The organism is Collimonas silvisoli (genome assembly GCF_018305005.1).
In the GTDB taxonomy this organism is placed as follows: Bacteria; Pseudomonadota; Gammaproteobacteria; order Burkholderiales; family Burkholderiaceae_D; genus Collimonas; species Collimonas silvisoli.
This window is the reverse complement of sequence record NZ_JAGQEG010000012.1, coordinates 48,312-74,801: the sequence shown is the minus strand read 5'-3', so window position 1 is coordinate 74,801 and position 26,490 is coordinate 48,312. Positions and strand designations below refer to the sequence as shown.

28 protein-coding genes and 2 pseudogenes are annotated in these 26,490 nt (G+C 56.9%); 19 read left to right on the top strand and 11 right to left on the bottom strand.

Translation table 11 applies throughout. The annotated features are described in order from the left end of the window. The first annotated feature begins 18 nt into the window (after nt 1–18). The 5 genes and pseudogenes from KHU33_RS04915 to KHU33_RS26310 form a co-directional block, all read left to right on the top strand. Nucleotides 19–929: pseudogene (locus KHU33_RS04915) on the top strand (DUF6402 family protein). Beyond that, nucleotides 926–1,429, top strand: a complete 504-nt coding sequence (locus tag KHU33_RS04910) for a hypothetical protein (RefSeq protein ID WP_211461390.1) — start codon at nt 926–928, stop codon at nt 1,427–1,429. Before KHU33_RS04915 ends, KHU33_RS04910 begins: the two are co-directional and overlap by 4 nt. Nucleotides 1,430–1,511: 82 nt before the next feature. Continuing rightward, complete coding sequence (locus KHU33_RS04905; RefSeq protein WP_211461389.1) at nt 1,512–1,799, top strand: DUF6402 family protein; 288 nt, start codon at nt 1,512–1,514, stop codon at nt 1,797–1,799. After that, nucleotides 1,796–2,257 (top strand): hypothetical protein, encoded by a 462-nt coding sequence (locus KHU33_RS04900; protein WP_211461388.1) that lies wholly within the window; start codon nt 1,796–1,798, stop codon nt 2,255–2,257. Before KHU33_RS04905 ends, KHU33_RS04900 begins: the two co-directional genes overlap by 4 nt. 143 nt (nt 2,258–2,400) lie before the next feature. After that, nucleotides 2,401–2,580: pseudogene (locus KHU33_RS26310) on the top strand (hypothetical protein); the annotation flags it as partial. On the opposite strand, the gene KHU33_RS04895 reads toward KHU33_RS26310, so the two are convergent. Together KHU33_RS04895 and KHU33_RS04890 are read right to left on the bottom strand one after the other, a co-directional pair. Beyond that, a complete protein-coding gene (locus KHU33_RS04895; protein WP_211461387.1) occupies nt 2,577–2,999 on the bottom strand; it encodes a YXWGXW repeat-containing protein in 423 nt (140 codons plus the stop codon). The pseudogene KHU33_RS26310 and the gene KHU33_RS04895 sit on opposite strands and share 4 nt — an antisense overlap. Nucleotides 3,000–3,129: 130 nt before the next feature. Further along, nucleotides 3,130–3,888 carry a COG4705 family protein gene (locus KHU33_RS04890; protein ID WP_211461386.1) on the bottom strand — a complete coding sequence of 253 codons (759 nt, stop codon included), beginning with the start codon at nt 3,886–3,888 and terminating at the stop codon, nt 3,130–3,132. A 365-nt stretch (nt 3,889–4,253) separates the two neighbouring features. Here KHU33_RS04890 and KHU33_RS04885 point away from each other — a divergent pair, with 365 nt between their 5' ends. The 6 genes from KHU33_RS04885 (at nt 4,254) to KHU33_RS04860 (ending at nt 9,254) form a co-directional block, all read left to right on the top strand. Next, complete coding sequence (locus KHU33_RS04885; protein WP_211461396.1) at nt 4,254–4,826, top strand: TetR/AcrR family transcriptional regulator; 573 nt, start codon at nt 4,254–4,256, stop codon at nt 4,824–4,826. 266 nt (nt 4,827–5,092) lie between these two features. Then, nucleotides 5,093–5,776 (top strand): DUF3313 domain-containing protein, encoded by a 684-nt coding sequence (locus KHU33_RS04880; RefSeq protein WP_211461385.1) that lies wholly within the window; start codon nt 5,093–5,095, stop codon nt 5,774–5,776. After that, nucleotides 5,773–6,375, top strand: a complete 603-nt coding sequence (locus KHU33_RS04875; protein ID WP_211461395.1) for a paraquat-inducible protein A — start codon at nt 5,773–5,775, stop codon at nt 6,373–6,375. Before KHU33_RS04880 ends, KHU33_RS04875 begins: the two co-directional genes overlap by 4 nt. Continuing rightward, nucleotides 6,372–7,010 (top strand): paraquat-inducible protein A, encoded by a 639-nt coding sequence (locus KHU33_RS04870; protein WP_211461384.1) that lies wholly within the window; start codon nt 6,372–6,374, stop codon nt 7,008–7,010. The genes KHU33_RS04875 and KHU33_RS04870 overlap by 4 nt, the downstream gene beginning before the upstream one ends. After that, complete coding sequence (locus KHU33_RS04865; protein WP_211461383.1) at nt 7,003–8,643, top strand: PqiB family protein; 1,641 nt, start codon at nt 7,003–7,005, stop codon at nt 8,641–8,643. Before KHU33_RS04870 ends, KHU33_RS04865 begins: the two co-directional genes overlap by 8 nt. After that, nucleotides 8,640–9,254, top strand: coding sequence for a PqiC family protein (locus KHU33_RS04860; protein WP_211461382.1), 615 nt, complete (start codon nt 8,640–8,642; stop codon nt 9,252–9,254). The genes KHU33_RS04865 and KHU33_RS04860 overlap by 4 nt, the downstream gene beginning before the upstream one ends. A 21-nt stretch (nt 9,255–9,275) precedes the next feature. Here KHU33_RS04860 and pcaCD read toward each other — a convergent pair whose 3' ends face one another. The 4 genes from pcaCD to pcaH form a co-directional block, all read right to left on the bottom strand. Beyond that, nucleotides 9,276–10,538 (bottom strand): bifunctional 4-carboxymuconolactone decarboxylase/3-oxoadipate enol-lactonase PcaCD, encoded by a 1,263-nt coding sequence (gene pcaCD / locus KHU33_RS04855; RefSeq protein WP_211461381.1) that lies wholly within the window; start codon nt 10,536–10,538, stop codon nt 9,276–9,278. Nucleotides 10,539–10,610: 72 nt separating this feature from the next. After that, a complete protein-coding gene (pcaB, locus tag KHU33_RS04850) occupies nt 10,611–12,002 on the bottom strand; it encodes a 3-carboxy-cis,cis-muconate cycloisomerase (protein WP_211461380.1) in 1,392 nt (463 codons plus the stop codon). A 32-nt stretch (nt 12,003–12,034) separates the two neighbouring features. Further along, entirely contained in the window at nt 12,035–12,553 is a 519-nt protein-coding gene (locus tag KHU33_RS04845) for a peptidase associated/transthyretin-like domain-containing protein (RefSeq protein ID WP_211461379.1), read from the bottom strand. Between the two features lie 18 nt (nt 12,554–12,571). After that, complete coding sequence (gene pcaH, locus KHU33_RS04840) at nt 12,572–13,264, bottom strand: protocatechuate 3,4-dioxygenase subunit beta (protein WP_211461378.1); 693 nt, start codon at nt 13,262–13,264, stop codon at nt 12,572–12,574. Between the two features lie 243 nt (nt 13,265–13,507). Here pcaH and KHU33_RS04835 point away from each other — a divergent pair, with 243 nt between their 5' ends. Then, on the top strand, nt 13,508–14,329 hold the full coding sequence (locus tag KHU33_RS04835) for an IclR family transcriptional regulator domain-containing protein (protein WP_211461377.1): 822 nt from the start codon (nt 13,508–13,510) through the stop codon (nt 14,327–14,329). A gap of 36 nt (nt 14,330–14,365) precedes the next feature. On the opposite strand, the gene KHU33_RS04830 is transcribed toward KHU33_RS04835, so the two are convergent. Beyond that, the gene (locus tag KHU33_RS04830) at nt 14,366–15,148 is read right to left on the bottom strand and encodes an IclR family transcriptional regulator domain-containing protein (RefSeq protein WP_211461376.1); all 783 of its coding nucleotides are present in this window, start codon (nt 15,146–15,148) and stop codon (nt 14,366–14,368) included. A gap of 131 nt (nt 15,149–15,279) precedes the next feature. On the opposite strand from KHU33_RS04830, the gene KHU33_RS04825 reads away from it, so the two are divergent. The 7 genes from KHU33_RS04825 (at nt 15,280) to shiA (ending at nt 22,505) form a co-directional block, all read left to right on the top strand. After that, the gene (locus KHU33_RS04825; RefSeq protein ID WP_211461375.1) at nt 15,280–16,179 is read left to right on the top strand and encodes a VOC family protein; all 900 of its coding nucleotides are present in this window, start codon (nt 15,280–15,282) and stop codon (nt 16,177–16,179) included. Next, complete coding sequence (locus tag KHU33_RS04820) at nt 16,172–17,020, top strand: shikimate dehydrogenase family protein (RefSeq protein WP_211461374.1); 849 nt, start codon at nt 16,172–16,174, stop codon at nt 17,018–17,020. The genes KHU33_RS04825 and KHU33_RS04820 overlap by 8 nt, the downstream gene beginning before the upstream one ends. Continuing rightward, nucleotides 17,017–17,904, top strand: a complete 888-nt coding sequence (locus tag KHU33_RS04815) for a sugar phosphate isomerase/epimerase family protein (protein ID WP_211461373.1) — start codon at nt 17,017–17,019, stop codon at nt 17,902–17,904. The genes KHU33_RS04820 and KHU33_RS04815 overlap by 4 nt, the downstream gene beginning before the upstream one ends. 82 nt (nt 17,905–17,986) lie before the next feature. Further along, entirely contained in the window at nt 17,987–18,442 is a 456-nt protein-coding gene (gene aroQ / locus KHU33_RS04810; protein WP_211461372.1) for a type II 3-dehydroquinate dehydratase, read from the top strand. Between the two features lie 83 nt (nt 18,443–18,525). Beyond that, complete coding sequence (locus KHU33_RS04805; RefSeq protein ID WP_211461371.1) at nt 18,526–19,656, top strand: porin; 1,131 nt, start codon at nt 18,526–18,528, stop codon at nt 19,654–19,656. Nucleotides 19,657–19,749: 93 nt separating this feature from the next. Further along, complete coding sequence (locus KHU33_RS04800; protein ID WP_211461370.1) at nt 19,750–21,102, top strand: MFS transporter; 1,353 nt, start codon at nt 19,750–19,752, stop codon at nt 21,100–21,102. A 41-nt stretch (nt 21,103–21,143) separates the two neighbouring features. Continuing rightward, nucleotides 21,144–22,505 carry a shikimate transporter gene (gene shiA, locus KHU33_RS04795; RefSeq protein WP_211461369.1) on the top strand — a complete coding sequence of 454 codons (1,362 nt, stop codon included), beginning with the start codon at nt 21,144–21,146 and terminating at the stop codon, nt 22,503–22,505. A gap of 15 nt (nt 22,506–22,520) precedes the next feature. On the opposite strand, the gene KHU33_RS04790 is transcribed toward shiA, so the two are convergent. The 4 genes from KHU33_RS04790 to KHU33_RS04775 form a co-directional block, all read right to left on the bottom strand. After that, nucleotides 22,521–23,183 (bottom strand): phosphoribosyltransferase, encoded by a 663-nt coding sequence (locus KHU33_RS04790; protein WP_211461368.1) that lies wholly within the window; start codon nt 23,181–23,183, stop codon nt 22,521–22,523. An 86-nt stretch (nt 23,184–23,269) separates the two neighbouring features. Beyond that, nucleotides 23,270–23,707, bottom strand: coding sequence for a universal stress protein (locus tag KHU33_RS04785; RefSeq protein WP_211461367.1), 438 nt, complete (start codon nt 23,705–23,707; stop codon nt 23,270–23,272). A gap of 321 nt (nt 23,708–24,028) precedes the next feature. Further along, on the bottom strand, nt 24,029–25,048 hold the full coding sequence (locus KHU33_RS04780) for a hypothetical protein (protein WP_211461366.1): 1,020 nt from the start codon (nt 25,046–25,048) through the stop codon (nt 24,029–24,031). Between the two features lie 65 nt (nt 25,049–25,113). Then, nucleotides 25,114–26,373 carry a glycosyl hydrolase family 28 protein gene (locus tag KHU33_RS04775; RefSeq protein ID WP_211461365.1) on the bottom strand — a complete coding sequence of 420 codons (1,260 nt, stop codon included), beginning with the start codon at nt 26,371–26,373 and terminating at the stop codon, nt 25,114–25,116. Nucleotides 26,374–26,490: the final 117 nt, after the last annotated feature.

The following is a 26,490-nucleotide window of genomic DNA, read 5'->3' as shown; positions in this document are numbered from 1 at the left end:
CAAAAAATACCAGATATCATGGAAAAATTATTCATGAAAAATTCAGCAAAAGTAATGAGAAAATGGTTTTCAGGTGAACTTAATTACTCAACGAGTGACGACGATAATGACAATGGTATTAACCAATATGGGAAGCCATATTCTTCCAATATGGTGGATGAAACTATTGTTACAATGGACTGGATTTTGAAATATAGTAGGGCCAAAAAGAAATTTGATGAATTATTGGTAAAAAAATTAAAAATCCTAACGCTATAAAAATTTTGAAGGAAATCCTTAGTAGATCATCAAATTTAAAATATGATAAATGTGATCAATTTCCCAAAAACGGATATAAATTAGATGCATGGCAGTTAAGTGGAAATGATATTCAAAAACTGCATAAAAATTATCAATTTCAACGCATTGATGTTGATACTAATAAGCCAGATCGATTCAAATTATTTGTTTTTCCATCAGAATATAAAATAGCAGCATTAGATGATTTATTTGGAACAATAGGGGGGTTTAATATATATGCAGCGATTGATGAGGCTTATTATGAACGAACGTCACTAACAACTGCTAAAGTTAAAATTACCCGCCTTGCAGTTTATGTAAAATATGGTTTCAATTTTTATGATAAAAAAGAAGAAAGAGGAAATAGTGGAAGTAAGTCCCAATATTTGGGACACTGGGGATATGGTGGGCTTCGTCTTGTTTTAACAGATGCTCTTTTTGGTAATAAAAACGATGCTACTGAGCAAGCAGCATGCCAATATCCTGTGTATACAAATTCCCCAACAAAAAACTGTATTTTTTATCCGGTTTTCAATAGCGATTTTAGGAAATGGCAAATGAAACATAAACGTGGCGGAGATTTTTTAATATACTCAGATAGAAAAATTATTTATTTGGACAATCCAATTGTTGTGGAGTTGGGACTATGAACGGATTTAAAGGGGTGGGAGAGACACTATTATTTATATCCGGCATTGGAGTTGTATTATTAATATTATTTATTTCGCTGGTGGTTTCATTTTATAAGATTTTTTCAAAAAAAGAAGATAAAAAAGAACGAGCTAAAAAAATAGCAATAAAATCTATGAAACGAATATTTTTTTCTGTAATTATAGGTTTCTTTTGCAATTATTTTTATGGAGCTTATTTGCGATCAAAAGCCTACGATTGCACATTGGAAGAATCTATAAGCTATATCGCTGAACTTTGTAGAGCAGGTACCAATATTGAGCAAGATAGAATGCGGTTACGTATTTATTCTGCACGCGAAAAAATATTGTTGGCTGAAAGAACATTTCTTACCTCAGATACACCGCGCAAATTAATATGGAATCGAGAGTGGTTAATTTATAATTCTGACGATCAGAATAACAGTATAGTAACTTTACCTCCGGCATGGAGAGATAGATTATTGGCAAAATTTCCATGATTTAATACTCATCGTATTTTTATGTTAACTTTGTTAATATCTTCCCTGCAAAATATATTATTTAATTTGTACACTACGTGTAATGTACTTAATTCATGAATTTAGATCGTACTCTTGGGAATTTGTTCTTGCTTTGCTGGAAGTGCTATCACACGGTTTTAGCGATAAAAATAATATGACTGAACAAGCAGCATACCAATATCCTGTGTATACAGATTCGCCAACAAAAAACTATATTTTTTATCCGGTTTTCAATAGCGATTTTAGGAAATGGCAAATGAAACATAAACGGGGTTGGGATTTTTTAATATACCCCGATAGAAAAATTGTTTATTTGGATAATCCAATTGTTGTGGAGTTGGAATTATGAACGGATTTAAAGGAATGGGAGAGACGCTATTATTTATATCCGGCATTGGAGTTGCGTTATTAATATCATTTATTTCGCTGGTAATTTCACTTTATAAGATTTTTTCAAAAAAGGAAAATAAAAAAGAGCGAGCTAAAAAAATAGCAATAAAATCTATTAAGAGAATATTTATTTCTGTGATAATAGGTTTTTTTGCAATTATTTTTATGGGGTTTATTTACGATCAAAAGCTTATGATTGTGAGATGGAAAAATCGCCAAATAATAGTGGGATTTATATTGCTGAAATTTGTGGGGCGGGTACTTATGTCAGTCAAAATAGAATACGTTTACGTATTTATTCTTCAAAAAATAAAATTCTATTGGCCGAACGGATATATCTATATCCAGATGCTCCTAAGTTGTCGTGGGGACGTGACGATGTCACATATGATACAAGTGATGATGAAGGAAGTATAACTTTGCCTCCTACATGGAAAGATAGAATATTGGCAAAATTGCCATAATTTATTATTCGTCGTCTTTTATATTGACTTCGTTAATATCTTCCCTGCAGGATATATTATTTAATTTGTACACTGCGTGTATAGATATTTGTACTAGTGCTGTTGCGGACTAAGGACAACGATAGTTATAAGCGGCTCCATGCGGAGCCGTTGCTGTACGTGCCGGGCGTGCGGCAGATTCGCATGTTCATGGCGCTTAAGCAGGTTCTCTCGACTACTCAGTCCTGCCTAATCCGGTGCAAAGTGCCGGATCAGGCCGGCGCTGCTATATCTTAGCAATTGCCCTTTTTAGCCTGTCCTGGCGGGCAATGATAGCGGCCTCCGTCGTCGTCACGCCGGTCGTCATAACGGCGTTCATCGCGTCTGTCATCGTCACGGTCATGGCCGCGATGCCAGCCGCCGCGACGCAGTTCCCAGCCATTGCTTCCCTGGCGCCATTCCGGGCGATCGTATAGATAACCGCTGCGAGCGCGCTCCCAATGTCCGCCAGCCCATACGTGGCGGTTGCCGTCCCAGTTCCAGTAACCAGGCGCCCAGATGTAGCCAACCCGCGGTGGCGGCACGACCTCATATCTTGGCGGCGGCGGCGGAGTGCCGATGGTGATGCTGACGCCGATTTGCGCCATGGCCTGGCCGGGTATAAAGGCAGCGGCGCTGACTGTGATCAGGGCTGCCGCGCAGAGGATGCGTTTCATGTTTTCTCCCACGTTGTTTGATTGAAAAACTATATCTCTTATTCTTTCAAAACCAAACAATGATTCAATAAATTACACTTGAATCGGTGGTATTACATACGTTAAATATTGTTTCTTATCTCCGACATGTTCAATGGCTCTGCTTCGCTGCTCTTTGCCGGAAAAACAATAGGCAGGTCAGGATGAATGCAAACAGCGCTGCCGAGGCGGAATAGCGGCTCAACGCCAGGCCGCCGGCATTGAGCGGCTTGTCAAGAAAATCGCCGACCACGGCGCCCAGCGGGCGGGTCAGGATGAAGGCCGCCCAAAACAGCATGGTGCGGGAGATGTTGGTGCGGTAGTAGACGACAACCAGCAGCGCCAGCAGGGCGCCGAATACCAGCGCGGCGCCGGTATAGCCAAGACCGGCGGTGTCAGCGGTCCAATCGCCCAGCGCGGTACCCAAGGTTTGCGAAAACATGATGGTCACCCAATAGAACATCTCGGCCTTGGGAGAGTTGACGGTATCGACCGCTATCGAGCCGAGCGAGCGGTACCAGACCGCTAACGAGCCCAGCAACAAGGCCAGCAGCAGCGTACTGCCGCCGGCATAACCGATGCCCAGCGAGCGATCGGCAAAATCTGCCAGGGTGGTGCCGACGGTGGTGGTGGCAATGATGGTTGCCCAGTAGAGCGCCGGATGAAAGCGCTTGGCCTTGATCTGGACGCATACGGCGACCAGAAAGACGGCAGCGAAAATGGCTGTCGCCACTAGATAACCCAGGTTCATCGACATGGAGACGGCGTCGCCGCCGGTTTCGCCCAGTGTGGTGGCGGCTATTTTGATGATCCAGAAGATCAAGGTCACTTCTGGCACCTTGCTCAAGCGCTGTGCGGTAGTTGAGTTCATGCGGTTTCCTTTTTTGCCAATGTCAGATTTGCGGTTGATTCAGGCGCTTTGGGGCGAGCGAGAGATTATCCAGAACAGCATGGTGATTTGCGGCGCCTTGTTCAGCCATTGTTTCGCGGGTAGGTCGGGCAGTGTGTTCATGGCAGCCTCCGAAGCGGATGGATTGGAATGACTCGCAGCCGACAGTCTGGACGGCGAGACTTAGCTCAGCCATAGCATTGAATTTGTGTATGTAAATTCATCTATCTCTAACGCTGTCCTGGCCGCGACTGGCCGCAAAAGAAACAGACCGGAAAGATTGTTTTTGCGGGCATTTCGAGCTATCTTCGCAAGTTTGGCGGCTACTCATCCCGCAGCGGAGATAGATAATGGACAACACGACTCGATCGGAACGATCACGCAACACCATCATCCAGGCGGCCCTTGCCATCATTGCGCGCGACGGCCCGCGTCGGCTTACGCTGGATGCTATCGCGCGCGAAGCCGGTATCAGCAAAGGCGGGCTGATGCATCAGTTCCGGTCGAAACAGGCTGTGCTAAAGGCGTTGCTGGAATACCAGTCCGAATATTTCGAGAAATTCGCTCAGGACTATATGGCTCAGGCAGGGGCTGCGTCGCCTGAAGTCAATCTGTCGACACAAATCGCGGTAGCCCGCGAAGCTATCACTACGCAACATTCGGTTGTCTTCGCAATTCTCGGCGCCATCAGCGAAGAACCTGGGCTCCTGTCCATGTTCAGAGAGATTGACGCCAAGAAGCTCGAATCCATCAGGGCTGAAGCCGTTGACCCCGAGTTGGCGATTCTGCGCTGGTACGCAGCCAAAGGACTGCTTCTGAATGCCCTGTTTGGACTGTGCTCGCTTTCGGACGAAGAACGCCTGCGCTTGTTTGAGCGGCTGCTCGACGGCCGGCAATGGCTGACTCCCGCTAAGACCTAGAACAACGTTCCTCGTGCACCTCTCACAAGGAGGTTGCAAAGAGGCGCAACAAATTCCTGCAAATAAAACCGACCAGACGGTTTGCAAATGTGAGATTCAATGCTATATTCACTCCCGGAGTGAGCGCGGAAGTGTAAGCCGGAGGGGTTGAACCCGATAGCAGTTGAGCACTGCCGCTCAACCTGCAGCACCAGCGCAAGCTGCCCATCATCCCTCTGTGCCAGGTGGCGACAATCGCCCCCTGGAAAATCTGAAAAGGAATTGAAATGACCATATCCATCAAGGCGAGCCGGCTAGTGCCAACCGCAATGCTTTGCGTTGCTCTGACCGCTTGTAGCACCACGCAGCCGATTGCGTACTCGGGGATCTCGTCGTCGTCCAAGCTGACGCCCAATCAGAAAGACGATACCGGACGTGTCCCGTACAGTTATTCGACCCCCGTGGAATGGCAGAAATACAACGCGCTCATCATCGATCCGGTCGCCATCTACAGCGGGCCAGATCATCAGGTTGGAGATTTATCAGAGGCGGACAAGCAGGAACTCGCCCGCTACATGGATACAACGTTCAGAAAAGTATTAAGTCAGCGATTTCGAGTAATCACCAATCCCGGAGCGAATACGCTCAAGCTCAGATTGACCTTGGCCGGGGTGGGTACAAACACTGCCGTGGCATCGACGGTGACCCGCTTTGACTTGGCTGGAATGCCTTACAACGTTGTCCAGTCCATACGTGGGAAAGAAGGGGCCTTCATGGGGTCAGTCAGCTATTCAGTCGAAATCTATGATTCGACGAGTAACCAACTCCTGAAGGCGTTCGTGACAAAGCAGTATCCGAATGCAATGAATATTGTGGCGACCGTCGGTTCGCTCCATGCCGCCAAAACTGGCATCGAAACCGGGATGCAGCGCGCGATGCTCCGTCTACAGGCGCTGACCGCCAGCACCTGATCGCCTGCGACTACTGCGACGCCATTTACCTGCACTCGCGCGCCGATCTTGCCGCAGACGAGCGTGCGCAGTGCCGGCGTTGCGGCGGCACGCTGTACCGCGAAAGTACGCGCGTCTATCATCGCCTGCTGCCTTTGGTGGTGACCGCGCTCATCCTGTTTTTGCTGTCCAACGTCTTCCCCATTGTCGAGATGGAGCTCAAGGGCATCCGCACCCAAACCACCTTATGGGGGGCGGTGGCGGCACTGTATGCGGATCACATGGTGTTGGTGGCTCTGCTGGTGTTCGCGACTACCATCCTGTTCCCTCTGGCGGAGATGCTGATGATGTTCTACCTGCTGGTGCTGATAGCGCGACACCGCATGCCGGCCGGCTTCGAGCACGTCATGCGGGCCATCCAGCACACCCGGCCGTGGGGCATGATCGAGGTGTATCTGCTTGGCGTGGTGGTGACGCTGGTCAAGCTATCCACCGTGGCGGATATCGTGCCAGGTGTTGCGCTGTGGTCGTTCAGCGTACTGGTGGTGGTGCTGGCGGCCATGCTGTCGTTCGATCCGCGCGACCTGTGGCAATACGTAAAGAAGGAGCCGCCGCGATGAGCGCGCCGCTGCCTGCTGTGTCGACGGCTCAGTCGATGCGACTGCTGTCTTGCCACGCCTGCGACCTGCTCAGCGCGCACACGCTCGAAGGCTTGCGCTGCCCGCGCTGCGGCACGGTTTTGCACCATCGAAAGCCGAATAGCCTGGCACGTACCTGGGCCTTTCTGATCTCTGCCATGATCCTGCACATCCCGGCCAACCTGCTGCCGATGATGACTACGCAGTCTATTATTCTCGGAACCTCGCACGACACCATTCTCTCCGGCATCGTCCATCTCTGGATTTCGGGTTCCAAGGCGCTGGCTATCCTGGTGCTGATTGCCAGCGTGGTGGTGCCGCTGCTGAAGATGATGGCTTTGACGATGCTGCTGCTTGCAGTGCATTTCCGCTCCATCCGGCGCATCCGGCAGCAGACCCAACTGTATCGTCTGCTGGAAGTGATCGGACGCTGGTCAATGCTCGATATCTTCGTCGTCGCCATGCTGGCCGCGCTGGTGCGCGCCGGCAAGCTGGCTACCATCACTCCTGGACCCGGAACCCTGGCTTTCGCCGCCGTGGTAGTGCTCACCATGCTCGCTTCCCTGAGTTTCGATCCCCGCTTGCTGTGGGATGCGCTGGACGCCAACAATGACTGACCTGAATGCTTCAAATCCTCCGGCGCAGCCTGCGCCAACGTTGCCGGAACTCCGTAAGCGCGCACGCTGGCTGCCCTCGCTGGTATGGCTGATCCCGATTGTCGCCGCTGTCGTCGGCTTATCGCTGCTGATACACACGCTGGCCGAACGCGGTCCCGAGATCAGCGTGACCTTCCGCACCGCCGAAGGACTGACGCCCGGCACCACCCCGGTGCGCTATAAGGCAGTAGACATCGGCGTGGTCAAGTCCTTGCGTCTGGCGCCGGACCGCTCCCACGTGATCGCCAGCATAGCCCTGACCAAGGATACTGAAAGCTTCTTGGCCAAAGACACACGCTTCTGGGTAGTGCGTCCCCGTCTTGCCCTGTCGGGTATTTCTGGCCTGGAGACGCTGCTGTCCGGCGCCTATATCGGGGTGGACGCAGGCAAGTCGGAGACGCGCAGCCATACCTTCACCGGGCTGGAAGTGCCGGCGGCGGTAGCCAATGATGCCTCCGGCAAGCAATTCGTACTGCGCGCCGCCGACCTCGGCTCGCTCGACATCGGTTCCCCGGTCTACTACCGGCGTGTGCGGGTAGGCCAGGTGGTGGCTTACCAGCTCGAACCCAACGGCCGCGATCTCTCCTTGCGGGTGTTCGTCGACAAGCCCTACGACAAGCTGGTCACCACCAACACGCGTTTCTGGCACGCCAGCGGCGTAGACATCAAGTTCGACGCCGGCGGCTTCAAGGTCAATACGCAGGCGCTCGCCACCGTGCTGCTCGGCGGTGTGGCGTTCCAGGCCCCTGATGATTCCAAGGTTACCGCCGCGGCCGACGAAAGCACGCAATTCGTGCTCGCCAGCGACCAGAGCGAGGCGATGAAAGCCCCTGAAGAACTGAAGCCTGCGCTTGCCGTACTCAATTTTGACCAGTCCGTGCGTGGGTTGGCGCCGGGAGCGCAGTTAGATTTTCGCGGCATAGTCGTGGGCCAGGTACGCTCGATCGGGATCGAATATCAATCCGATAAGAAAACCTTCCGTTTCCCCGTGGTAGTGGAGCTTTATCCATCCCGCATGGGCTTCAGCCCGCGCGACCTGGAAGACAAACGGAAAGCCTACGAAATCGCCGAAACAATGAACCAGCGCGGCTTGCGTGCACAGCTGCGCAACGGCAACCTGCTGACCGGCCAGCTCTACGTGGCGTTTGATTTCTTTCCCAAGGCGGCGCCGGTCAAAATCAGTGTCGATGGCCCCATGCCCGAGCTGGCCACTACTCCCGGCACGCTTGACGAGCTGCAGACCAAGCTGGGCTCCATCGTAAGCAAGATCGACAAGGTGCCGTTCGAGCAAATCGGCCAGGACCTGCGCAGCTCGATGGCAGCGCTGGACAAGACGTTGAATAACGCCGACAAGCTGGTGGCCCAGGTCAATGGCGATCTCGTACCGCAGTTTGCAGCTGCACTGCAGGACGCACACAAGACTCTGCAGGCGGCTAACGACACGCTTGCCCCGGATGCGCCGCTGCAGCAGGACACGCGCCGCATGATGCAGGAACTGACGCGCAGCGCCGCCTCCCTGCGCAGCTTGACCGATTATCTGGAACGCCACCCCGAGGCCTTGGTGCGCGGGAAGGCGGATACGGAGAAACCATGATCACATCTGTCAATCTGTCTGCGGAATTGCTGCTCGCTGCCGCTGTACTGGCTGGCTGCGCCTCGCCTGAGCCGCGTTATTACACGCTGGCGTCGGCACCGATGGTTGGCGCCGCCGCGCCAACCACCATCCAGAGCAAAGAACCGCTATCGATCGAAGTTCCACCTGTTCGCGTGCCTGAACGTCTCAACCGTAGCAACTTAGTGCTGGGCAACGGACATGGCAAGCTCAGACTGATGGAACTGGATCGCTGGTCGGCGCCGCTTCCCGATGAATTGCGCGACGCGTTGTCACAACGGCTGCAAACCAGTCTGGGCGCCGTCGACACCTACCATCAGGGCAGATCCGGCGGGACGCCGGTGTACCGCGTTACCGTCGAAGTGGCGCGCATGGATGCCGAACTCGGAGCACGTGCTGGCGCCATCATCAACTGGACGGTGCAGCGATTTCCAGACCGCAAGGCGACCTCGGGCCGCACGCAGGGGGAGTTGCCAACGCCGGGGGAGGTGGATAGCGTGGTGGCCGCCTACCGGCAGATGACGGTTAACACCGCTGACGATATCGCGGCGGCAATACATACGCTGCAACGCATTCCACTTGCATCCCAATAGCAGGGAACTCCTGTGCCAGTGTCACAAACCCTGAATGAATTGCGTAACCGCCTGAGCGAACGCCTGCGGCTGTTCGATGGCGCTCAGGTGCGATGCGTCTTTTAACATTGTCAGGCCGGCCTGTGGAATTTTCTCGGCCAGCGTTTGCGACATGGCCAGCGGCGTGCCCTGATCCAGTTCTCCTGCAATCACCAGCGTCGGTACCGCAATCTGTCCCAAGCGGGCAGTGGTGTCGACGTTGCCAACCGCGTGGCAGCAGCCGATATAGCCATCGGCTCCGGTGCTGACCAGGCGCTGCCGGAAGCGGGCTACGGTGGCGCTGTGTTCGGCACGGAAACGATCGTGGAAATAACGTCCCATGACAGCATCGGCAATCGCCTCGATCCCTTGGCTGCCTACCGTTGCTATCCGTTGCTGCCAGAGTTCGCGCGCTGCTTGCGGATAACCTGAAGTGGTGTTGGCGAGCAGCAGCGCGGCCAGCAGCGACGGATGGCGCAGCGCCAGTTCCTGGCCGACCATGCCGCCCATCGACAGGCCGACCCATACTACCGGACCGGTATCCAGTTCGCGCAGCAGCCGCGCCGCATCGTCGGCCATCTCGGCGATGGTGTATAAACCCTCGGGCGCATCGGAACTGCCGTGGCCGCGATGATCGTAGGCGATCACGCGGCAATCGGCGGCCAGCAGATTGGCCAGGCCGTCCCACATGGTCAGGTCGCAACCCAGCGCATGGCTCAGCACGACCGTATGGCGCGGCGCTTTGCCGTTGCGCGGCGCGCGCACGCTGTAGTGCAGGGTCGGTTTGCTGCTGCTGGCGGCTTCGCGGCCGATGCCGGGATGGGCCGTTTCGGCCGGCGCTGACGGTGTCAGCGTGTAACCGATCTGGGCGCCGACTTCGCGCAGGATTTGCTGCGCATGGGTGAATGCGGTGTTGGCTGCGGGTACGCCGGCATAGATCGCCGACTGCATCAGCACTTCCTTTAGTTCATCCGGCGTCAGACGGGTTTTCTCATCGCCCAGCAGCGCCGCCCGCACATGCAGTTCGAACTCTTCCCAGCGGCCCAGGGCCGCGGTGATGGCCAGCACAATCACGCGCCGGGTCTTTTGCTCCAGGCCGGGACGGCCCCAGATTTCATTCCAGGCGAAGCGCGTAATCAGATTCTGGAATTCGGCGTTGAAGCCGGTGGCGTTGGCAACCGAACGGTTGACCCAGTCGTCGCCGAGTATCTGGCGGCGGTTCTGCATGCCGCGTTCGAAGTCATGGTCGATGGGATCGTAGCTCATGGTTTATTTACCTGCTTATTCATTGTTTTATTCTGATCTGTGAATGGAAAAGATTGCCAGCATGCTGCTTTCTTAGGCAAGCATGGAAGGCGGCTGCAGAGCGTTCATCCTGGCGCGTAGAATCTGCAATTGCCGGCGTGCCAGGGCTTCTGCGGGAGCCGTCGCGGCGGCTGGATCGAACAGCGTTTTCAATGCCTGGAGCTCAACCTTGTCGCCCAAGCGGGGATCGGTTGCGACGGCGTCGGCCACCACGTCGGCCAGTTGCCCGCCGTCGGCAACCGCTTGCTGGGTCAGTTGCTCCATCAGGCTATGCGCCTGCGGCCGGCCGATGGCGCCGGCGAGATAAATCGATACCGCTTCTGCGAATACCAAGCCCTGCAGCGCATCGATATTGCGCAGCATGCGCGCGCTATCGACGTGCAAGCCAGCCATCGCTTCGGCCAATGCGCTCAGCGCGCCGTGGGCGCTGAGAAACAAGCCCGGCCAAGCCGCCAGTTCGGCTTGCCAGTTGCCCAGCCCGCGCTCATGTTGCTGGCCCATGCTCGCCAGCAGCGCCGCCGCGCTTTGCGGGGTGCGGGTAGCTGCCGCCAAAGCGATCATGGCCGACACCGGATTGCGTTTGTGCGGCATCGCCGAGGAGCCGCCGCGGCCGTTGCCGGACGGTTCCGCCAGTTCGGCGATTTCGCCTTGCGCCAGCAGGCTGAGGTCGGTCGCGATCTTGCCCAGGCTGCCAGTCAGCACCGCGACTTCCAGTCCCAGCCGCACCCATTCGTCGCGTTGGGTATGCCAGGCGGCTTCGGCCATTGCGAGCCCCAGATCGTCGGCCATGCGCTCCGCCACCGCCGCCCCCTTGGCGCCCATCACCGCCAGCGTGCCGACCGCACCGCCGAGTTGCAATTGCAGCGCGCGCTGCGCAGTCTCGCGCAACTGCAGGCGGGCTCGCACCAGCGGCGCCGCCCAGCCCGCCAGCTTGAAGCCGAAGCTGGTGACCTGCGCCGGCTGCATCAGGGTGCGCGCCAGTATCGGCGTCGCCAGATGCTGTTCGGCTAGTGTCAGCAGGCTTTCAATCAGCGTCTGCAAACCTTGATCGAGCAGCTGCAGCGCATCGCGCGTGACCAGCACCATGCCGCTGTCGATCACATCCTGGCTGGTGCTGCCCCAATGCACGTAGGTGGCCGATTCCTGATTGAACAGGGCGACGGTCTTGGTCAATTCCTTCACCAGCGGGATCGCCAGGCTGCCGGCGCGGCGGCTGGCGTGCACCAGCGCCGGGATATCGTAGAGCTGCGCATTGCAGACGCTGGCGATGGCGCGGGCCGCGCTTTCCGGAATGACGCCTTCGGCCGCCTGGGCTCGCGCCAAGGTTTCTTCGAAACGAAACATGGCTTGCACCACGGCGGTATCGTCGAATACGGCGATCATTTCCGGGGTGGTGAGAAAACTGTCAAAAATTGAAACGCTCACTAAGGCTCCGTTCGGCTAAGGACAGGTAAGCATCAAATGTAGTCGAAAAATACCGTTTCTTTGTCGCTTTGCATCCAGATATCCCAGTGGTATTGGGCGTTACCCTGTTTGCGTGCGATCAAAGTATGGCGTCTGTCGGCCGGCACTTGATTGAGGATATCGGATTGCGCCAGGCCGCTGTCGTCTTCCAGAAAAACGGCGGTGAACTGATGCTTGATCAGGCCGCGTGCAAAGATGGTGGCAAACAGAACGGGCTTGCCGCTGGTTGCAGGGCTGGGCAGCGAGACCTGGATACGGAAAGCGCCATCGTCGTCGCTCGGGATACGGCGGAAGCCGGGTATCGCTTGCGCCGCTTCGGCCGCCACCGCGTCCGGCATCCAGGCTTCGATCCAGGCATCGTTGATCGGCTTGCCGTCGCCATCGCGGATCACGCCGCTGATGGTAATGACGGGCGCGCTGCTCTGCACCGTGGCGCTGGCGTCGACACCCCAGCGCCAGGCTTCGTGCGGGAAAGGACCGATGGTTTGCGAGGTAGTGATATTGGTAGCCATTTTGTATTTCCTGTTCGATTAGAGGCCCATGGGCGTGGCGTCGCGGCCACGTAAGACGATATCGAACTCGTAACCGAGCATCTTGTCGTCGACGGTTTGCTCCAGGCTGAAGCGCGCGATCAGCCGCTGGCGCGCGGCCAGATCGGGAATGCTTTGGAATATGGGATCAAAGTCAAACAGGGGGTCGCTGGGAAAATACATCTGCGTCACCAGGCGTTGCGCGTAGACGCTGCCAAACAAGGAAAAATGGATATGCGCCGGCCGCCAGGCCTTGTGATGATTGCCCCAGGGATAAGGGCCGGGCTTGATGGTGACAAAGCGGTAGCGGCCGTCGTCATCGGTCAGCATCTTACCGAAACCGTAGAAATTCGGATCGAGCGGCGCATCGTGCTGATCGCGCTTGTGCCAGTAGCGGCCGGCGGAGTTGCATTGCCATACCTCCAGCAAGGAATTGCGCAGCGGCTTGCCGTCTTCATCCAGCACGCGGCCGGTGATGACGATTTTTTCGCCCAAGGGTTCGCCCTGGCCATGCTTGGTAAGGTCGGTATCGTGCGGCAGAATCAAGCGGGAGGAAGCTGTGATATTGGTCTGGACCGGCTCAGCGGCGCGAATCCGCAGCGGCTCTTGGGTTGGGCCGCGTTTCAAGGTGGAGACGTATGGCGGGTAAATCAGGGTCGGGTAGACCCCGCTTTCTGTGGGTTCGAATCTCACGTAAGTTCTCCTTCGGTTTGGGCGGCGTGCAATGACGTCTGGCAGCCATCTACTTAAGCGGCGGGGAAAGAGCGGGATTTGTGCGTGTTTTTGCTTGCTTGTGCGACTATCGCGCAAACCCCTGGCTTTCTCTCCAAGTGGTAAGGAATCATAAGAGATCGATGAGACGGCATCAAGGTGATACCATGCTGCTGTAGCCGCATAACGCCCACACTGTGCGATATACGCCCAAATGGAGATTTTATGACTAAGGATTCCTTGCCTGACACGTTTGCGGGCGAACCGTCGGGGGCCGCGCCGGAGGATGAAGGGCCGTTAAAGCGCGACCTGATCGCCGGACTGGAAAAAGGCTTGCAAGTGATCGAAGCCTTTGATCAGGAGCGCTCGCGGCTGACCATCAGCGAGGTGGCGCAGCGCGCCGGCCTGACCCGTGCGGCGGCCCGGCGTTACCTGATTACCCTGACGCATCTGGGCTACGTGCGGCACGAACAAAAAGTGTTTTCGCTGACGCCCAAGGTGCTGCGCCTGGGGCAGTCGTATCTGCATTCCGCCCGTCTGCCGCGGATTGTTCAGCCTTTGCTGTATCGCCTGGCGTATTCATTGGAAGAGGCGTCCTCGGCCGGCGTGCTGGATCACGATGAACTGGTTTGCGTGGCTGCGGTCAGCGCCGGCCGCCTGGTATCGTCGACCTTGCAGCCGGGCACCCGGGTGCCTGCGTTTTGCACGGCTAGCGGCCGGGTCTTGCTGGCCAGCTTGCCGCAAGCCCAGATCGAAGCGTTTCTGGCGCGGCTGCAGCTTGAGCCGATCACCGCCCACACTATCGTCAACAAAGAGCGGCTATTGCTGGAAATTACCCGTACCCGGGCGCAAGGTTATGCGGTGGTTGATCAAGAACTTGAATTGGGGTTGCGCACGATTGCGGTTCCGCTGAAGAATTTTCGGGGAGAAACGGTGGCGGCGGTGAACGTCAGCGTGCATGCGGCGCGCATGCCGGTGGAAGATATCGTCGAACGCTGCCTGCCGGCGCTGCTGAAAGTGCAGGTTGAGTTGACGGCGCTGTTGTAAGCGCGGCCCATATCCGCGCCAGAATTCGAGCTGGATTCAGACCCACATCATCAAAGTATTGGCGGTAGCCTGCAGCGCAGGCAGGCAGCGCGCCGTTGCTTCGGCTTTCGAGCAGCTGGAGATCATCATCGAGACGCTCAAAGCGCCGATCAAGGCGCCGCGGCGGCTTTTGATCGGCACCGAAATGCCGCGCAGGCCGATTTCATACTGGTTTTCAGTAACGCCGAAACCGTCTTCGCGGATGGTGATCAGCTCTCGGAACAGTTGCTCCTTGTCGGTGACGGTCAGGTGGGTGTAGGCGATCAGGTCGATCCGCTCCAGATAGGCGCGCAACTCGGCGTCCGGCATGGCTGACAACAGCACCCGGCCGGCGGTCGATGTGTAGGCCGGCAAACGGGTGCCGGGTTCGAAGCCGGTGGTCAGCAGGCGCGGTGCATTGACGCGGCTGACATACACCACGTCGTCGCCCTCCAGCACGGAATAATTGGTCGATTCCTGCAGTTGCAGGGTCAGCCGTTGCAAGAAAGGCACGATGGCGCGCGGCAGCCGCGCTGAATCCAGGTAGGAGCGCCCCAGGTTGAGCACCTTGGGCGTCAGCCAGAAGCTGCGGCCGTCGGTCGCCGCCAGGCCGATATGCACCAAGGTCAGCAAATAGCGGCGCGCCGCACTGCGGCTGAGCGCCACTTTTTCCGCCAGCTCGCTCGCCGTCAGGCGCACCGTATCGTCATTGAAGGCCGTAATCACGTCGATGCCCTTGATCAAGCCGTCGATCAGATCGCGCTTGGCGACTTCCACTTCCAGTAATTCAGGTTTTTGCATCGAAAATAATTCCAAAAATGCGCGCGAATCGCTCCGCTTGCGCGATTAGCGCAGTATTGCACATTTTCCGGGCTATTTTTCTCGCTACGCCATTCCTATACTTGGCCTGACCATTTCAGCCAAGGATCAGCATGACTGCGCAAGAACACAATCCGGAACCGAATAATCCGCTCGGCATCGACGGCATTGAATTCATCGAATATGCCAGCGCCCAGCCGCTGGCGCTGGGGGCTTTGCTGGAGCAGATGGGATTTGTTGCGACCGCCCGCCATCGTTCGCGCGAAGTGACCTTGTATCGCCAAGGCACGATGAATGTGATCGTCAATGCCGACCCGTCCTCTTTGCCGCAAGGCGACAGCGAGCCGCAGGCGACAGTCATCAGTGCGATTGCGCTGCGGGTGCGCGACGCCGACGCCGCCTACCGCCATGCGATCGAGATGGGCGCCTGGGCGATCCAGACCCGCGCCGGCGTGATGGAGTTGAATATCCCCGGCGTGCATGGAGTCGGCGATTCGATCCTGTATTTCGTCGATCGTTTCCGCGATTTTTCGATCTACGACGTTGATTTCAAACCGATCTTGAACGCCCCGGCCAATCCGCCGGCGCTGGCAGGCATGCATTTTGTTGGCGTGGTGCAGACCATCGGGCGCGACCGTTCGCCGGAATGGATCGATTTTTACCAGCAACTGATGGATTTCCAGCCGCTGCCGCAAGGCCGCTATTTTGGCGTCTTGCCGAAAGGGGTATTGCTGGAAAGTCCTTGCCACCGTTTTTACCTGCAACTGGTAGAGCCGCCCGAGGGCGCCGCCGGCCTGCAATGGGATGAACAGCTGGTGCGGGTTGGCATAGGCGCGCCCGATGTGCTGGAGGCAGTGCGGCTGCTGAAACAAAGAGGCATCGTGTTCATCGACCGCGAACCGGCGCAAGCCAGCGAAAAGGGCGCGTTGACGCAACTATATAAAAGCGGGATCAGTTTCGAACTCGTCGTTAGTCAGCAGAATATCAGCCAGCAGGAGCAGCAACATGCTTGAGATTTCCGGCAGTACCCGCATTTTCCCGGTCATCGGCTGGCCGGTCGAGCAAGTCAAGGCGCCGACCTTGTTCAACGCCTACTTCAAGCGCCACGACATCGACGCCCGCGTGATTCCGCTCAAGATTCCACCGGCCGGCTACATTGCCGCGGTGCGCATGCTGATGGCGGCGGAGAACGTGGGCGGCATCCTGGTATCGATCCCGCATAAGCCGATGAGCGTGGAAGCGGTCGACCAGCCGACCGAGCGCGCCGTGCTGGCGGGCGCCTGCAACGCCATCTACAAAAGCCAGGATGGCCAGACCCTGATCGGCGACCTGATCGACGGCGAAGGTTTTGTGCGCGCCTTCGACCGCACCTGCGGCGACACGCCGTTCGACTGGCCGCGCGCCAGAGCCTTGGTGGTCGGCAGCGGCGGCGTCGGCTGCGCGGTGGCGGCGGCGCTGGCGGCACGCGGCATTCGTCATGTCGCCATTTACGATACGCGCCGCGAGCAGGCCGAAGCGCTGCGCCAGCGCTTGCAGAAAATGTTCAGCACCACTGAAGTAGTGATCGGCACGCCGTTTGCCGAAGGTTACGACCTGGTCGTCAATTCGACCCCGCTTGGCATGAGCCCGGACGATCCTCTGCCGCTGGACCTGAGCGGCATTGCGCCGTCCTGCATCGTCGCCGATTGCGGCATGAAGATTGAAATGACGCGCTTGCTGGTGGAAGCGCAGCGCCACGGCTGCCGCATCCAGAAAGGGCGCGAGATGATGATCGAACAAGCGCCGCTGTACCTGGAACTGTTCGGCTGGCCGGGCGTATCGTCGGATGCGTTTCGGCTGTTGGAGGCGATATGAACCTGAGCAATTTCGGCATGGACAGCATCACGTTGGCCGGGCCGCTGGAGTCAAAATTAAACGCCTCCAAGGCCGCCGGATTTTCACAGATCATGTTGTGGGCCAAGGATCTGGCCGGCCATCCCGGCGGCCTGGAGCAGGCGGTGCGCCTGGTCAAGGCTAGCGGAATCCGGGTGACCGGAATCCAGGTCATGCGCGATTTCGAGGGGCTGTCCGGCGCTTTGCATGAATACAAACTGGATATCGCCAAGAACCTGCTGCAAGTGTGCCAGGCGGTAGGCGCGCCGTTGCTGATGGTTTGTTCCAGCACCTCCAGCCACGCCAGCGGCGAACTGCCCTTGATTGCGCGCCATCTGGCCAAACTGGCGACGCTGGCGGTGCCGCTTGGGGTGCGCGTCGGTTACGAAGCACTGTCCTGGGGGCGTCATGTCAATCAATACCAGCAGTCGTGGGAAGCGGTAGAACTGGCCGATCACGCCAACCTGGGCGTGGTGCTCGATTCCTTCCACATGCTGGCGAATCAGGCCGATCTGGATGGCTTGCAGGATATTCCGAGCGACAAGATCGCCATGGTGCAGCTCTCCGATTTCATGTGGCGCGATATCCGCAGTGCCGAAGAGCGGCTGGAAACGGCGCGGCATCTGCGCGTATTTCCGGGCGAGGGCGCGCATTCGAAAGAGTTGTCGGAGCTGTTGCGGCGGCTGGATCGGGGCGGTTATCGCGGCGACTACAGTTTTGAAGTTTTCAATGACGATTATTTGCAGCTGTCGCCCGAGATCGTGGCCCGCCGCGCGCATCGCGCCGCCAAGTGGGTCACCGACCAGGTGCTGCGGCGCAGCCTGCAGGTGCGCCAACCCAGCGCGGGGCACCCGACCATGGCTTAGCCCTCCGCATAAAACAGTAAAAAAACAATAGCTGCAAATAACAAAAATCACGCAGCTTTATTGAGGTTACCGAGGAGACAGCATGACCCCACACCCAAAATCCGTTCTGGTGTTGAACGGCCCCAACCTGAATCTGCTAGGCAGCCGCGAACCGGCTGTGTATGGCGAGCAGACTCTGGCCGGAGTTGAAACGATCTGCCGCGACGCCTGCCTGGCGCACAATTTCACCCTGGATTTCCGCCAGTCGAATCACGAAGGTCTGTTGATCGACTGGATTCATGAGGCGGGAGCGAAGCAGGCCGCCGGCGCCCTGGCCGGGGTGGTGTTCAACGCCGGCGCCTATACCCATACCTCGATTGCCCTGCATGACGCCATCAAAGGCGCTGCCGTCCACCTGATCGAACTGCACATCTCGAACGTCCATGCGCGCGAACCGTTTCGCCATCACTCGTGGCTGTCGCCGGTGGCGCAGGGAGTGATCGCCGGGTTCGGCGTCAAGGGTTATGCGCTGGCGATTACCGCAATTGCAACGCAGTAGGAAAAACCGCGGCGCTGAAGACCGTCGGCGCTGCATTGATCACAACCAATTAATCACAAAAAAACAAACCAAATGGAGATGTCATGAAGATGAAATTCGTCGCTGCCTGCAGCCTCGCCGCTTGTTCCGCTTATTCCGCTTCGGCACATGCCGAGCCCGGCGTCACCTTGTACGGTGACATAGACCAGTACCTCGGCTACATCCACAGTAGCAGCGGCACCAGCGTCACCGGCCTCAACGACGGCGCCATCTTGCGCAGCCGCCTCGGCTTGCGCGGCGTCGAAGAATTGGGTGGCGGTTACCAGACCAAGTTCACGCTGGAGCAAGGCTTGAACGCCAACACCGGCGGCGCGGCGGATTCCAGCCGCCTGTTCGACCGCCAGGCCTGGGTCGGCATGAACACGCCGGCGGGCGAGTTCCGTATCGGCCGCCAGAACAGCATCCCGTTCTTCATCGGCGGCGCTATCGACTACACCGAACGCACCACTTACGGTTCGGTCATCAATACCTTTGGCGTGCCGTCGCGCTATGACAATGATCTCTCCTACAAGTCGCCGCGCCTGGCGGGCTTTCAGCTTGATGCGCATTATGCGTTGACTGAAACCGCGGGGGAGGGCCTGGGCGCGCGCGGCGTCTATCAACTCGGGCTGGATTACAGCAACGGACCGTATCGCGCCGGCTATGCCGGGTTGTGGGCGAAACCGGCGGCGAAGGCGCTCTATTCAGAACGGGTGGTTTATCACAATCTGTATGCGGATTACGACTACGGCCAGGGCAAGCTTTATCTGGCTTACGTGCGCAGCAACAACGTGACGGCGAATGCCAGCGGCAACAACGCCACCGCCATTCTCAGCAACGTCAGCATCCCCGGCAATGCCTTTGCGGGAAGCAATCCGGATGTGCTGCGCATGTACAACATCTACCAGATATCGGCCGACTATCGTCTCACTCCGCAATGGCGGATCGGCGCCTTGTATGGCGTCATGAAGGATAGATCGCATCGTGATTCAGGAGCGCAAGGCGGCAACCTTGGGACTTACTACGATTTATCCAAGCGCACCACGCTCTACGGTTTCGCCAACTATATGAAGAACGACGCCAACGCCGGCTTCCGTTTCAGCGGTTCTGCCGGCCCCACTGCCAACCTGGCCGGGGCAGACATCAACGGCAAAAGCCTGATCGGTTTGCAAGCAGGCATCCTGCATCGGTTTTAAGCGCGCTGTCTGAGCCAGCTATTTGAACGCTATCATGTGGAGAATCCGTTCTCTTCGTGCAAAAAATTAAACCTATAGATCATCGAGGACGTCATGTCTACATCTACAGTATCGAAACAAATTCCGGCGTCGAGCGTCGGCAGTGCGGCCAACGCCGCATCGCAACCCGCCACCCGATCGCCGCGCAAAGCAGCGCTGGCCAGCTGGATCGGTAGCGCGGTCGAGTATTACGATTTTTTCATTTACGGCACCGCGGCGGCGTTGGTGTTCGGCAAGATATTTTTCCCTTCGTTTGACCCGGTAGCGGCTACCGTGGCGGCTTTCGCCACTTTCGGCGTCGGCTATGTCACGCGGCCGATCGGCGCGGTGCTGCTGGGCCATATCGGCGATAGGTATGGCCGCAAAAAAGTGCTCACCTTCACTTTATTGTTGATGGGGGTATCTACCTTTACGGTCGGTTTGCTGCCAACCTATGGCCAGGTCGGCATCAGCGCCCCGATCATGCTGGTGATACTGCGCATGCTGCAAGGCGTGTCGGCGGCAGGCGAGCAGGCCGGCGCCAATTCGATGACGCTGGAGCATGCGCCGCCGCATCGGCGCGCCTTTTTTACCAGCTTCACCCTGAGCGGAACCCAGGCCGGCCTGATTCTCGCCACCCTGGTTTTCCTGCCGATTTCCGCACTGCCTGAAGAGCAGCTGTTGTCATGGGGCTGGCGGATTCCGTTTTTCCTGAGTGCGATTGTGGTGCTGGTCGGCATCTGGGTGCGCCGCACCTTGCCTGAGACGCCCGCCTTCGAACAGGAAAAATCACATCAGCAAACCAAGCTGCCGCTGGTGGTGCTGCTGCGTGACCATAAGAAGAATCTGGCGCGTGTCATTTTTTGCGCCCAGATCTCGGTGGTGAGCACCATTTTCAGCGTGTTTACGCTGTCATACGCAGTCAACACCGTGCACATTCCACGGGCCACCATGCTGACGGTATTGATTCTGGCAAATCTGGTGGCGCTGGCGGCGATTCCGGCTTTCGCCGCATTATCGGATCGCATCGGCCGCAAACCGGTATTCATCTTTGGCGCGCTGGCCTGCGCCTGCCTGATCTGGCCTTATCTGTGGAGCATCAGCCAAGCCAATATCCCGCTGATCTTTGTCTTGGGCCTGCTGTTGTCCGGCGTTGTGTATAGCGCCACAAACGGCATCTGGCCATCCTTGTATGGCGAAATGTTCGATACCCGGGTGCGCCTGTCCGGCATGGCCATCGGCACCCAGATCGGCTTTGCGCTGGGCGGTTTCGCGCCGACCATCAGCGCGGCGATATTGAAACCGGGTGCGGATGGCTGGATGCCGGTAGCGGTATTCGTCAGCGTTACTGCTATCATCGCCGCCATTTCTGCTGCCACGGCGCGCGAAACCTATCGCACGCCGATGCAGGAATTGGGAAAACAGTAGGTAGCTGGCGGGCAGTGCGAACGCATCATCTGGAGACAACAATGAAATCAAAAAATCTTGCAACGGAAAAAGACATTGCCGGCCGCCGCGCCCGCAAGGCGGCCTTTGGCAGCTTCGTCGGCGCGGTCGTCGACTGGTATGATTTTCTGCTGTACGGCATCACCGCCGCACTGGTATTCAACAGCCAGTTCTTTCCCAGTGTCAGCCCGACCATAGGCACGCTGGCCGCCTTCGCCACCTTCGGCGTCGGCTTTCTGTTCCGGCCGCTGGGCGGCATCGTGTTCGGCCATTTCGGCGACCGGCTCGGCAGAAAGCGCATGCTGGTGATCACCGTGATGCTGATGGGCGTTTCCACTGCATTGATCGGCCTGCTGCCGACTTACGCCAGCATCGGCTGGTATGCGCCGCTGGCGCTGGTCCTGCTGCGCGCCTTGCAAGGTTTTGCGGTCGGCGGCGAGTGGGGCGGGGCGGCGCTGATGGCGGTTGAAAGCGCGCCGGAGGGGAAGAAGGCGTTCTACAGCAGCGGCGTGCAAGTCGGTTATGGCGTCGGGCTGGTGCTGGCGACCGGGATTGTCTCGATTCTCACTCATACGCTGGGCAACGACGCTTTCATGGCGTGGGGCTGGCGGGTTCCTTTCCTGATCAGCATCGTGCTGGTGCTGGTGGCGGCGTGGATTCGCTCGACCATGGAAGAATCGCAGGAGTTTGTCGAGAAAGTCGGCATGCATGGCGAGCATAAGGTGAAAATCCCGGTGCTGGCGGCCTTGCGCAATCATCCCGAGAGTTTCTTGCTGATCATCGCACTGCGCATGGCGGAAATGTTCACGATGTATATCGTCACCGCCTTTGCCTTGGCCTATTCGACTAAAAACCTTGGCATGTCGCGCGATCTGTTCCTGAACATCAGCCTGTTGGTGGGCGCCGTGAGCTGCGTCACGATTCCGGCTTTCGCCATGCTGGCCGACCGGATCGGCATGAAGCGGGTGTACGTAACCGGTGCGATGATCGGCCTGCTTTCGGCGGTGCCGTTTTTCCTCGCCATGGAAGCCCGCTCGGTAGCCTGGATCGTGATCTTTTCCGTGCTGCTGGCGAATATTGCGCATGACATGGTGGTCAGCGTGCAGCAACCGCTCTTCACCGAGTTTTTCGGCGCGCAATACCGTTACAGCGGCGCCGGCGTCGGCTATCAGTTCGCCAGCGTGATCTGCGGCGGCTTTACCCCGTTTATCGCTACCGCCTTGCTCGGCGTCGACGGTTCGTGGCATGCCGTGGCGGCCTATCTGGCGGGCGGTTGCTTGCTGTCGGTGATCGTTTCTTCGCGCATGAAAATGGGGAAGTCGGCGGGGCAACTGGGCAAAATTCCGTCTTACCCGCAGCCGGCAACTTCCAAGTCTGTGATCTGAATTCCCGGTCCGGAGCTAGTCTCCGGACTCTTCACCGTTAGCACTACGGGAAAGCAGCCTGATCACCTCATCATCTTCGACTTGAGGATAGTTTCGGTAGAATTGCTGAACTGCGAAAAAATTGGTAGAGGCATTGAGGCAAAAAACCATGTCGGCCAACGGCCTGATTTGTTCGAGACTCTCTGCCGCTGCCACCGGCACCGCGCAGACCAGCTCGGCTGGCTGTTTTTCGCGGACGGCATGCAATGCGGCAATCATGGTCGCGCCGGTTGCCACCCCGTCGTCAACGATGATTGCAATGCGGCCGCGGGGGTCGATCGGCTGCTTGAACGGCGTGTATTGCTCGCGGCGCTGCCTTAGCGCCTGGAGTTGGCGCGCCTTTTCTTCTTCCAGATAAATTTCCGTCTCGCCAAACTCTGCGGAAAAAGGATCGATATAGGTCCAGCCTGTCTCGTCGATGGCGCCGATCGCGCGTTCCGGATTGAAGGGCGCGCTGAGCTTATGCACCAGCACAATATCCAACTCGCCAAGCAGCAGATCGGCTATCACTTTTCCCATGGGTACGGCGCCACGCGGAATGGCAAGTATCAATGGCCGGCGTCCCTTGTATTCAAGCAAGTGAAAAGCCAGCAGTTCCGCTGCTTCCGTTCGATTTGCAAAGACATGCGGCCTATCCATTTTCTTGTCCGTTGAAAAGAAAGGGCCAGGCCGCACAATTCACTCAATTCACTCAATTCACGCAATGCATGCAACTCGCGCGGCGCTTAGCGGAATACCAGAACCGGCTTGTTGCTATGGGTTAGCACTTTCTGGGTTTCGCTGCCGGCAAAGATTCCTCGCACGCCTTTCCTGCCATGCGAAGCCATGGTGATCATGTCGCATCCTTTGTCCTCAGCCATTTTGATGATGGCTTCATAAGGATGGTCGTTGACCACATACTCCGTGTCGCATGGAACCCCGGCTTCTTGTGCGGCCTGTGTTATTGCTTCCAGGAATTTGTCGGCTTGCGCTATGCCTTCCTTGTCGAATTGCTCTTTGGTCTCGGTCAGCGTCAGCAGGTTGCGGCTGAACACATGATATTCCGGGATTACATGGACGCCGGTGACCGTGGCGCCGGTTTCCTTGGCGAACAGAATGCTTTGTCGAATCGCCGCCTCGGAGGCTGCTGAACCATCGGTCGGCAATAGCAAATGCTTGAACATTTTTGTCTCCTTGAGTTTGACTTCCCGACACAACAACACTGTCTGGACAGGTCTGTTTTGAATCCCGCTTTTTACGTCGTTTCCTGGCGCGTTGTGACCTTATCCTGATTAAAGGATATGAAAAATATGGGGGAAATGCCAGTTGAGCTAAGCAGGAGCTGGTGCAAAAAAAAAAGTGCTTTTGCGCAATGTCGTCACGCAGTCATCGAAAACATCGATAATTGTCTTTTTTTGCACTTTAACTCATCTTGACGGTAATCAGGCGGCAGCTTGCATCGCGCTCCAGCGCAAGACGCCGGGTCTAATCGAGTGCTTCGCCAGCTAATTGATCGAGCCGTGCATGCCTTCCCATCGGTCGTGCGCGAGTTCTTTTTCCGCCTCTGTATGAAAGTATTGGTTCAGCAGTTTTTGAATTTGAAAATTCCGCTTGGATCGATCGACCTGTGCTTCCCGATCAACGCGATTCGCAGCATCCACAAATGCTGTATATGGGATCGACCATTGCCGGCGCTCCTCCGCTGATGCACTGAAACTGCGGGTTGCCTTGGCAAGCACGTCTTGCATGTATGCATTGTGATGCGCTTCATCGCCGGCGTTGCTCCAGCGCGGAACAATTGTCGGTAAGGGCGTCGCATTTATCGACGACGGCGCTTGCCCTTGCAACGAGACGGCGGCGTCATTGTGCTGCTGCAGCTCCCCCAATACTTGCTGCAACTGTGCGTCGTCGTTCTGATACCAGGCTTGCACAAGATTTTCGCCAAGGATGCTTTGCCGCAGGCGATTGCGTTGCTCGGACCACGTTGCAATACGGCTGATATCCGATCGTATGGTCGCCGTGCGTTGCGCTCCAAAATTCTGCACCGCGAGCAAGCTATCATATTCTTTCATGTAAGTTTGATAGTGATCGACGATTTGTTCCGCCTCATGATAAGCCGGGTCCGGCAGTTTGCTTTTCAAATAAAGTTTCAGCGTGCTTGCGCGATCACCGTCCGATTGCTCGAGTAAAAAGAAATCGATTACGTCGAGTAATGCAATGTTGACTACCAGTTCCCCGTTTTCTGTCACTGCCAGCCCGCCGGGCGGGGACAGACCGTTGTTGTTCGGGAATGTGGAAATCGCATCGCTGATACCCGGGGCGGGTAGGGCTCCTGGACCAAACACGGGGGACGCCGCGCGCACCAGTGCTGGCGCGGCGGAATTTTGCGCAGGCTGGTCTTGCCAAGCGTATAGGGCGATCAGCGCCGATCCGGTAATGGCGGCGGCGATCATGGCGACGCTTGGCGAACATATTGCAGGCATGGCTTCGGTGATGGCAGGTGGATCGATTCGCCGCGGCTTCATGCCGCGTAATCATGAGGACCGGCAGCTCGCGCCGCCGGTCCTCGTGCACAAAAATACGGCCTTTGTCAAAACGTGCAGCTTGGTACGTTGCCGCTCATCGAGAAACTGGAGGTGGTCACTCCAGTTCCCGACGGTGTGTCGTTCGAAGCATCCAAGCCTACTGTCGCATACTGGTCGCCGCTTTGTGCGGTGGCGTCCAGGCTGACATGCGCCAGGTAAGCGCCGACTGGATAGCTGGAATTGCGTCCATCGATCATGGTATAGGCGCCCGACTTGGATTCAGTCGCATAGACGCCATTGACCACGATGTCCGATAACGATGGGCTACCGCTCCCGGTGCAAGCGCCGTAATTGGTATCCATGATGATCAGTCGCTTGGCTTGCTTGATGCAGGTGTTGACATAGCTGACTTGCTTCACTGTCAGGCCACAGCTGCCGGTCTTGACGTTGATCGCGTTGGCAGTCGTGGCGGCAATCCCGTTGTGATCGACACCGTACACATAGTTGTCTTTGAAGAGAACGTTCGAGACGGTATTCTTGTAGACGCTGCCGACGGTGAGTCCATGGGTGCCGTAGACCCTGGTGTTGGCCACCGTGACGTTGGACAGATTGCCGGAGTTGGTCTTGACAGCCACGCCGTCGTCGCCAGCGTCGATGGAGGAATTGATGACCGTGGCATTCGTGAGACTGTCGATGTCGATGCCATCGGCCTGGTTGCGGTTGGCGGGGGTACGAATGGTGACGCCCCAAGCAGTGAAGCCGTTGCCGCCTTCGACGTACAGGTTCGGGTGACGCGCCTGTGCGAGCGTGACGTTGTAGACAATCAAATTGTTGATTTTGTTGGCCTGGACCAGACGCGCGTGGCCGCTGATGAGATCACCGCGGCCGTCAACCGTGCCCGGCCCCATCAGCGAAGAGTTGGCGCCGGTAATCTGGATCAGGTTAGCATTGCCTGCGTAACTGTCGTTGCCATACAAGGTGACGCCCGGACCAATGACCAAGCCCTCTCCGCTGACTTTCAAGCTATCGGTGTAGAAGGCGTCATTTGGACCAGATGCAGTGAGCACCACGCTCTTGCCGGTGCCGGCGCACTGATTCAGCGCAGCCTGCAAGCGGCCGGTATCGTCCGATTGTGGTGGCGAGGCGCGTTGCGTGCTGCTGAATTGGGCAACGAGTGGCGTAGTGCAGACAGCAGGATAGACAGGTTCGCTGACGCTCCGGCTGTCGCCTGTCGCCAAAGTCTGCGCTCCGGCAGAAGCGATATGCAGAAGAATGGCGGAGCCGAGACCTAAAGCGGATAGAGAACCGACATGATTGACGCGCATGAATGGTATTCCTCAAAGTGAGATTGTTAAACTAGGATTATTTGCTGCTGTACAACCAACGCTTTACAACAAAGGATGGAAGAAGATAAGAACACGCGACCTCATGCTCAAGGCCAT

Bases quoted from the DNA above. Each gene is read 5' to 3' on its own strand.
- KHU33_RS04910 (WP_211461390.1), top strand. From the start codon at position 926: ATGAACGGATTTAAAGGGGTGGGAGAGACACTATTATTTATATCCGGC.
- KHU33_RS04905 (WP_211461389.1), top strand. From the start codon at position 1,512: ATGTACTTAATTCATGAATTTAGATCGTACTCTTGGGAATTTGTTCTT.
- KHU33_RS04900 (WP_211461388.1), top strand. From the start codon at position 1,796: ATGAACGGATTTAAAGGAATGGGAGAGACGCTATTATTTATATCCGGC.
- KHU33_RS04895 (WP_211461387.1), bottom strand. From the start codon at position 2,999: ATGAAACGCATCCTCTGCGCGGCAGCCCTGATCACAGTCAGCGCCGCT.
- KHU33_RS04890 (WP_211461386.1), bottom strand. From the start codon at position 3,888: ATGAACTCAACTACCGCACAGCGCTTGAGCAAGGTGCCAGAAGTGACC.
- KHU33_RS04880 (WP_211461385.1), top strand. From the start codon at position 5,093: ATGACCATATCCATCAAGGCGAGCCGGCTAGTGCCAACCGCAATGCTT.
- KHU33_RS04870 (WP_211461384.1), top strand. From the start codon at position 6,372: ATGAGCGCGCCGCTGCCTGCTGTGTCGACGGCTCAGTCGATGCGACTG.
- KHU33_RS04865 (WP_211461383.1), top strand. From the start codon at position 7,003: ATGACTGACCTGAATGCTTCAAATCCTCCGGCGCAGCCTGCGCCAACG.
- KHU33_RS04860 (WP_211461382.1), top strand. From the start codon at position 8,640: ATGATCACATCTGTCAATCTGTCTGCGGAATTGCTGCTCGCTGCCGCT.
- pcaCD (WP_211461381.1), bottom strand. From the start codon at position 10,538: ATGAGCTACGATCCCATCGACCATGACTTCGAACGCGGCATGCAGAAC.
- KHU33_RS04845 (WP_211461379.1), bottom strand. From the start codon at position 12,553: ATGGCTACCAATATCACTACCTCGCAAACCATCGGTCCTTTCCCGCAC.
- KHU33_RS04835 (WP_211461377.1), top strand. From the start codon at position 13,508: ATGACTAAGGATTCCTTGCCTGACACGTTTGCGGGCGAACCGTCGGGG.
- KHU33_RS04830 (WP_211461376.1), bottom strand. From the start codon at position 15,148: ATGCAAAAACCTGAATTACTGGAAGTGGAAGTCGCCAAGCGCGATCTG.
- KHU33_RS04825 (WP_211461375.1), top strand. From the start codon at position 15,280: ATGACTGCGCAAGAACACAATCCGGAACCGAATAATCCGCTCGGCATC.
- KHU33_RS04820 (WP_211461374.1), top strand. From the start codon at position 16,172: ATGCTTGAGATTTCCGGCAGTACCCGCATTTTCCCGGTCATCGGCTGG.
- KHU33_RS04815 (WP_211461373.1), top strand. From the start codon at position 17,017: ATGAACCTGAGCAATTTCGGCATGGACAGCATCACGTTGGCCGGGCCG.
- aroQ (WP_211461372.1), top strand. From the start codon at position 17,987: ATGACCCCACACCCAAAATCCGTTCTGGTGTTGAACGGCCCCAACCTG.
- KHU33_RS04805 (WP_211461371.1), top strand. From the start codon at position 18,526: ATGAAGATGAAATTCGTCGCTGCCTGCAGCCTCGCCGCTTGTTCCGCT.
- KHU33_RS04800 (WP_211461370.1), top strand. From the start codon at position 19,750: ATGTCTACATCTACAGTATCGAAACAAATTCCGGCGTCGAGCGTCGGC.
- shiA (WP_211461369.1), top strand. From the start codon at position 21,144: ATGAAATCAAAAAATCTTGCAACGGAAAAAGACATTGCCGGCCGCCGC.
- KHU33_RS04790 (WP_211461368.1), bottom strand. From the start codon at position 23,183: ATGGATAGGCCGCATGTCTTTGCAAATCGAACGGAAGCAGCGGAACTG.
- KHU33_RS04785 (WP_211461367.1), bottom strand. From the start codon at position 23,707: ATGTTCAAGCATTTGCTATTGCCGACCGATGGTTCAGCAGCCTCCGAG.
- KHU33_RS04780 (WP_211461366.1), bottom strand. From the start codon at position 25,048: ATGAAGCCGCGGCGAATCGATCCACCTGCCATCACCGAAGCCATGCCT.
- KHU33_RS04775 (WP_211461365.1), bottom strand. From the start codon at position 26,373: ATGCGCGTCAATCATGTCGGTTCTCTATCCGCTTTAGGTCTCGGCTCC.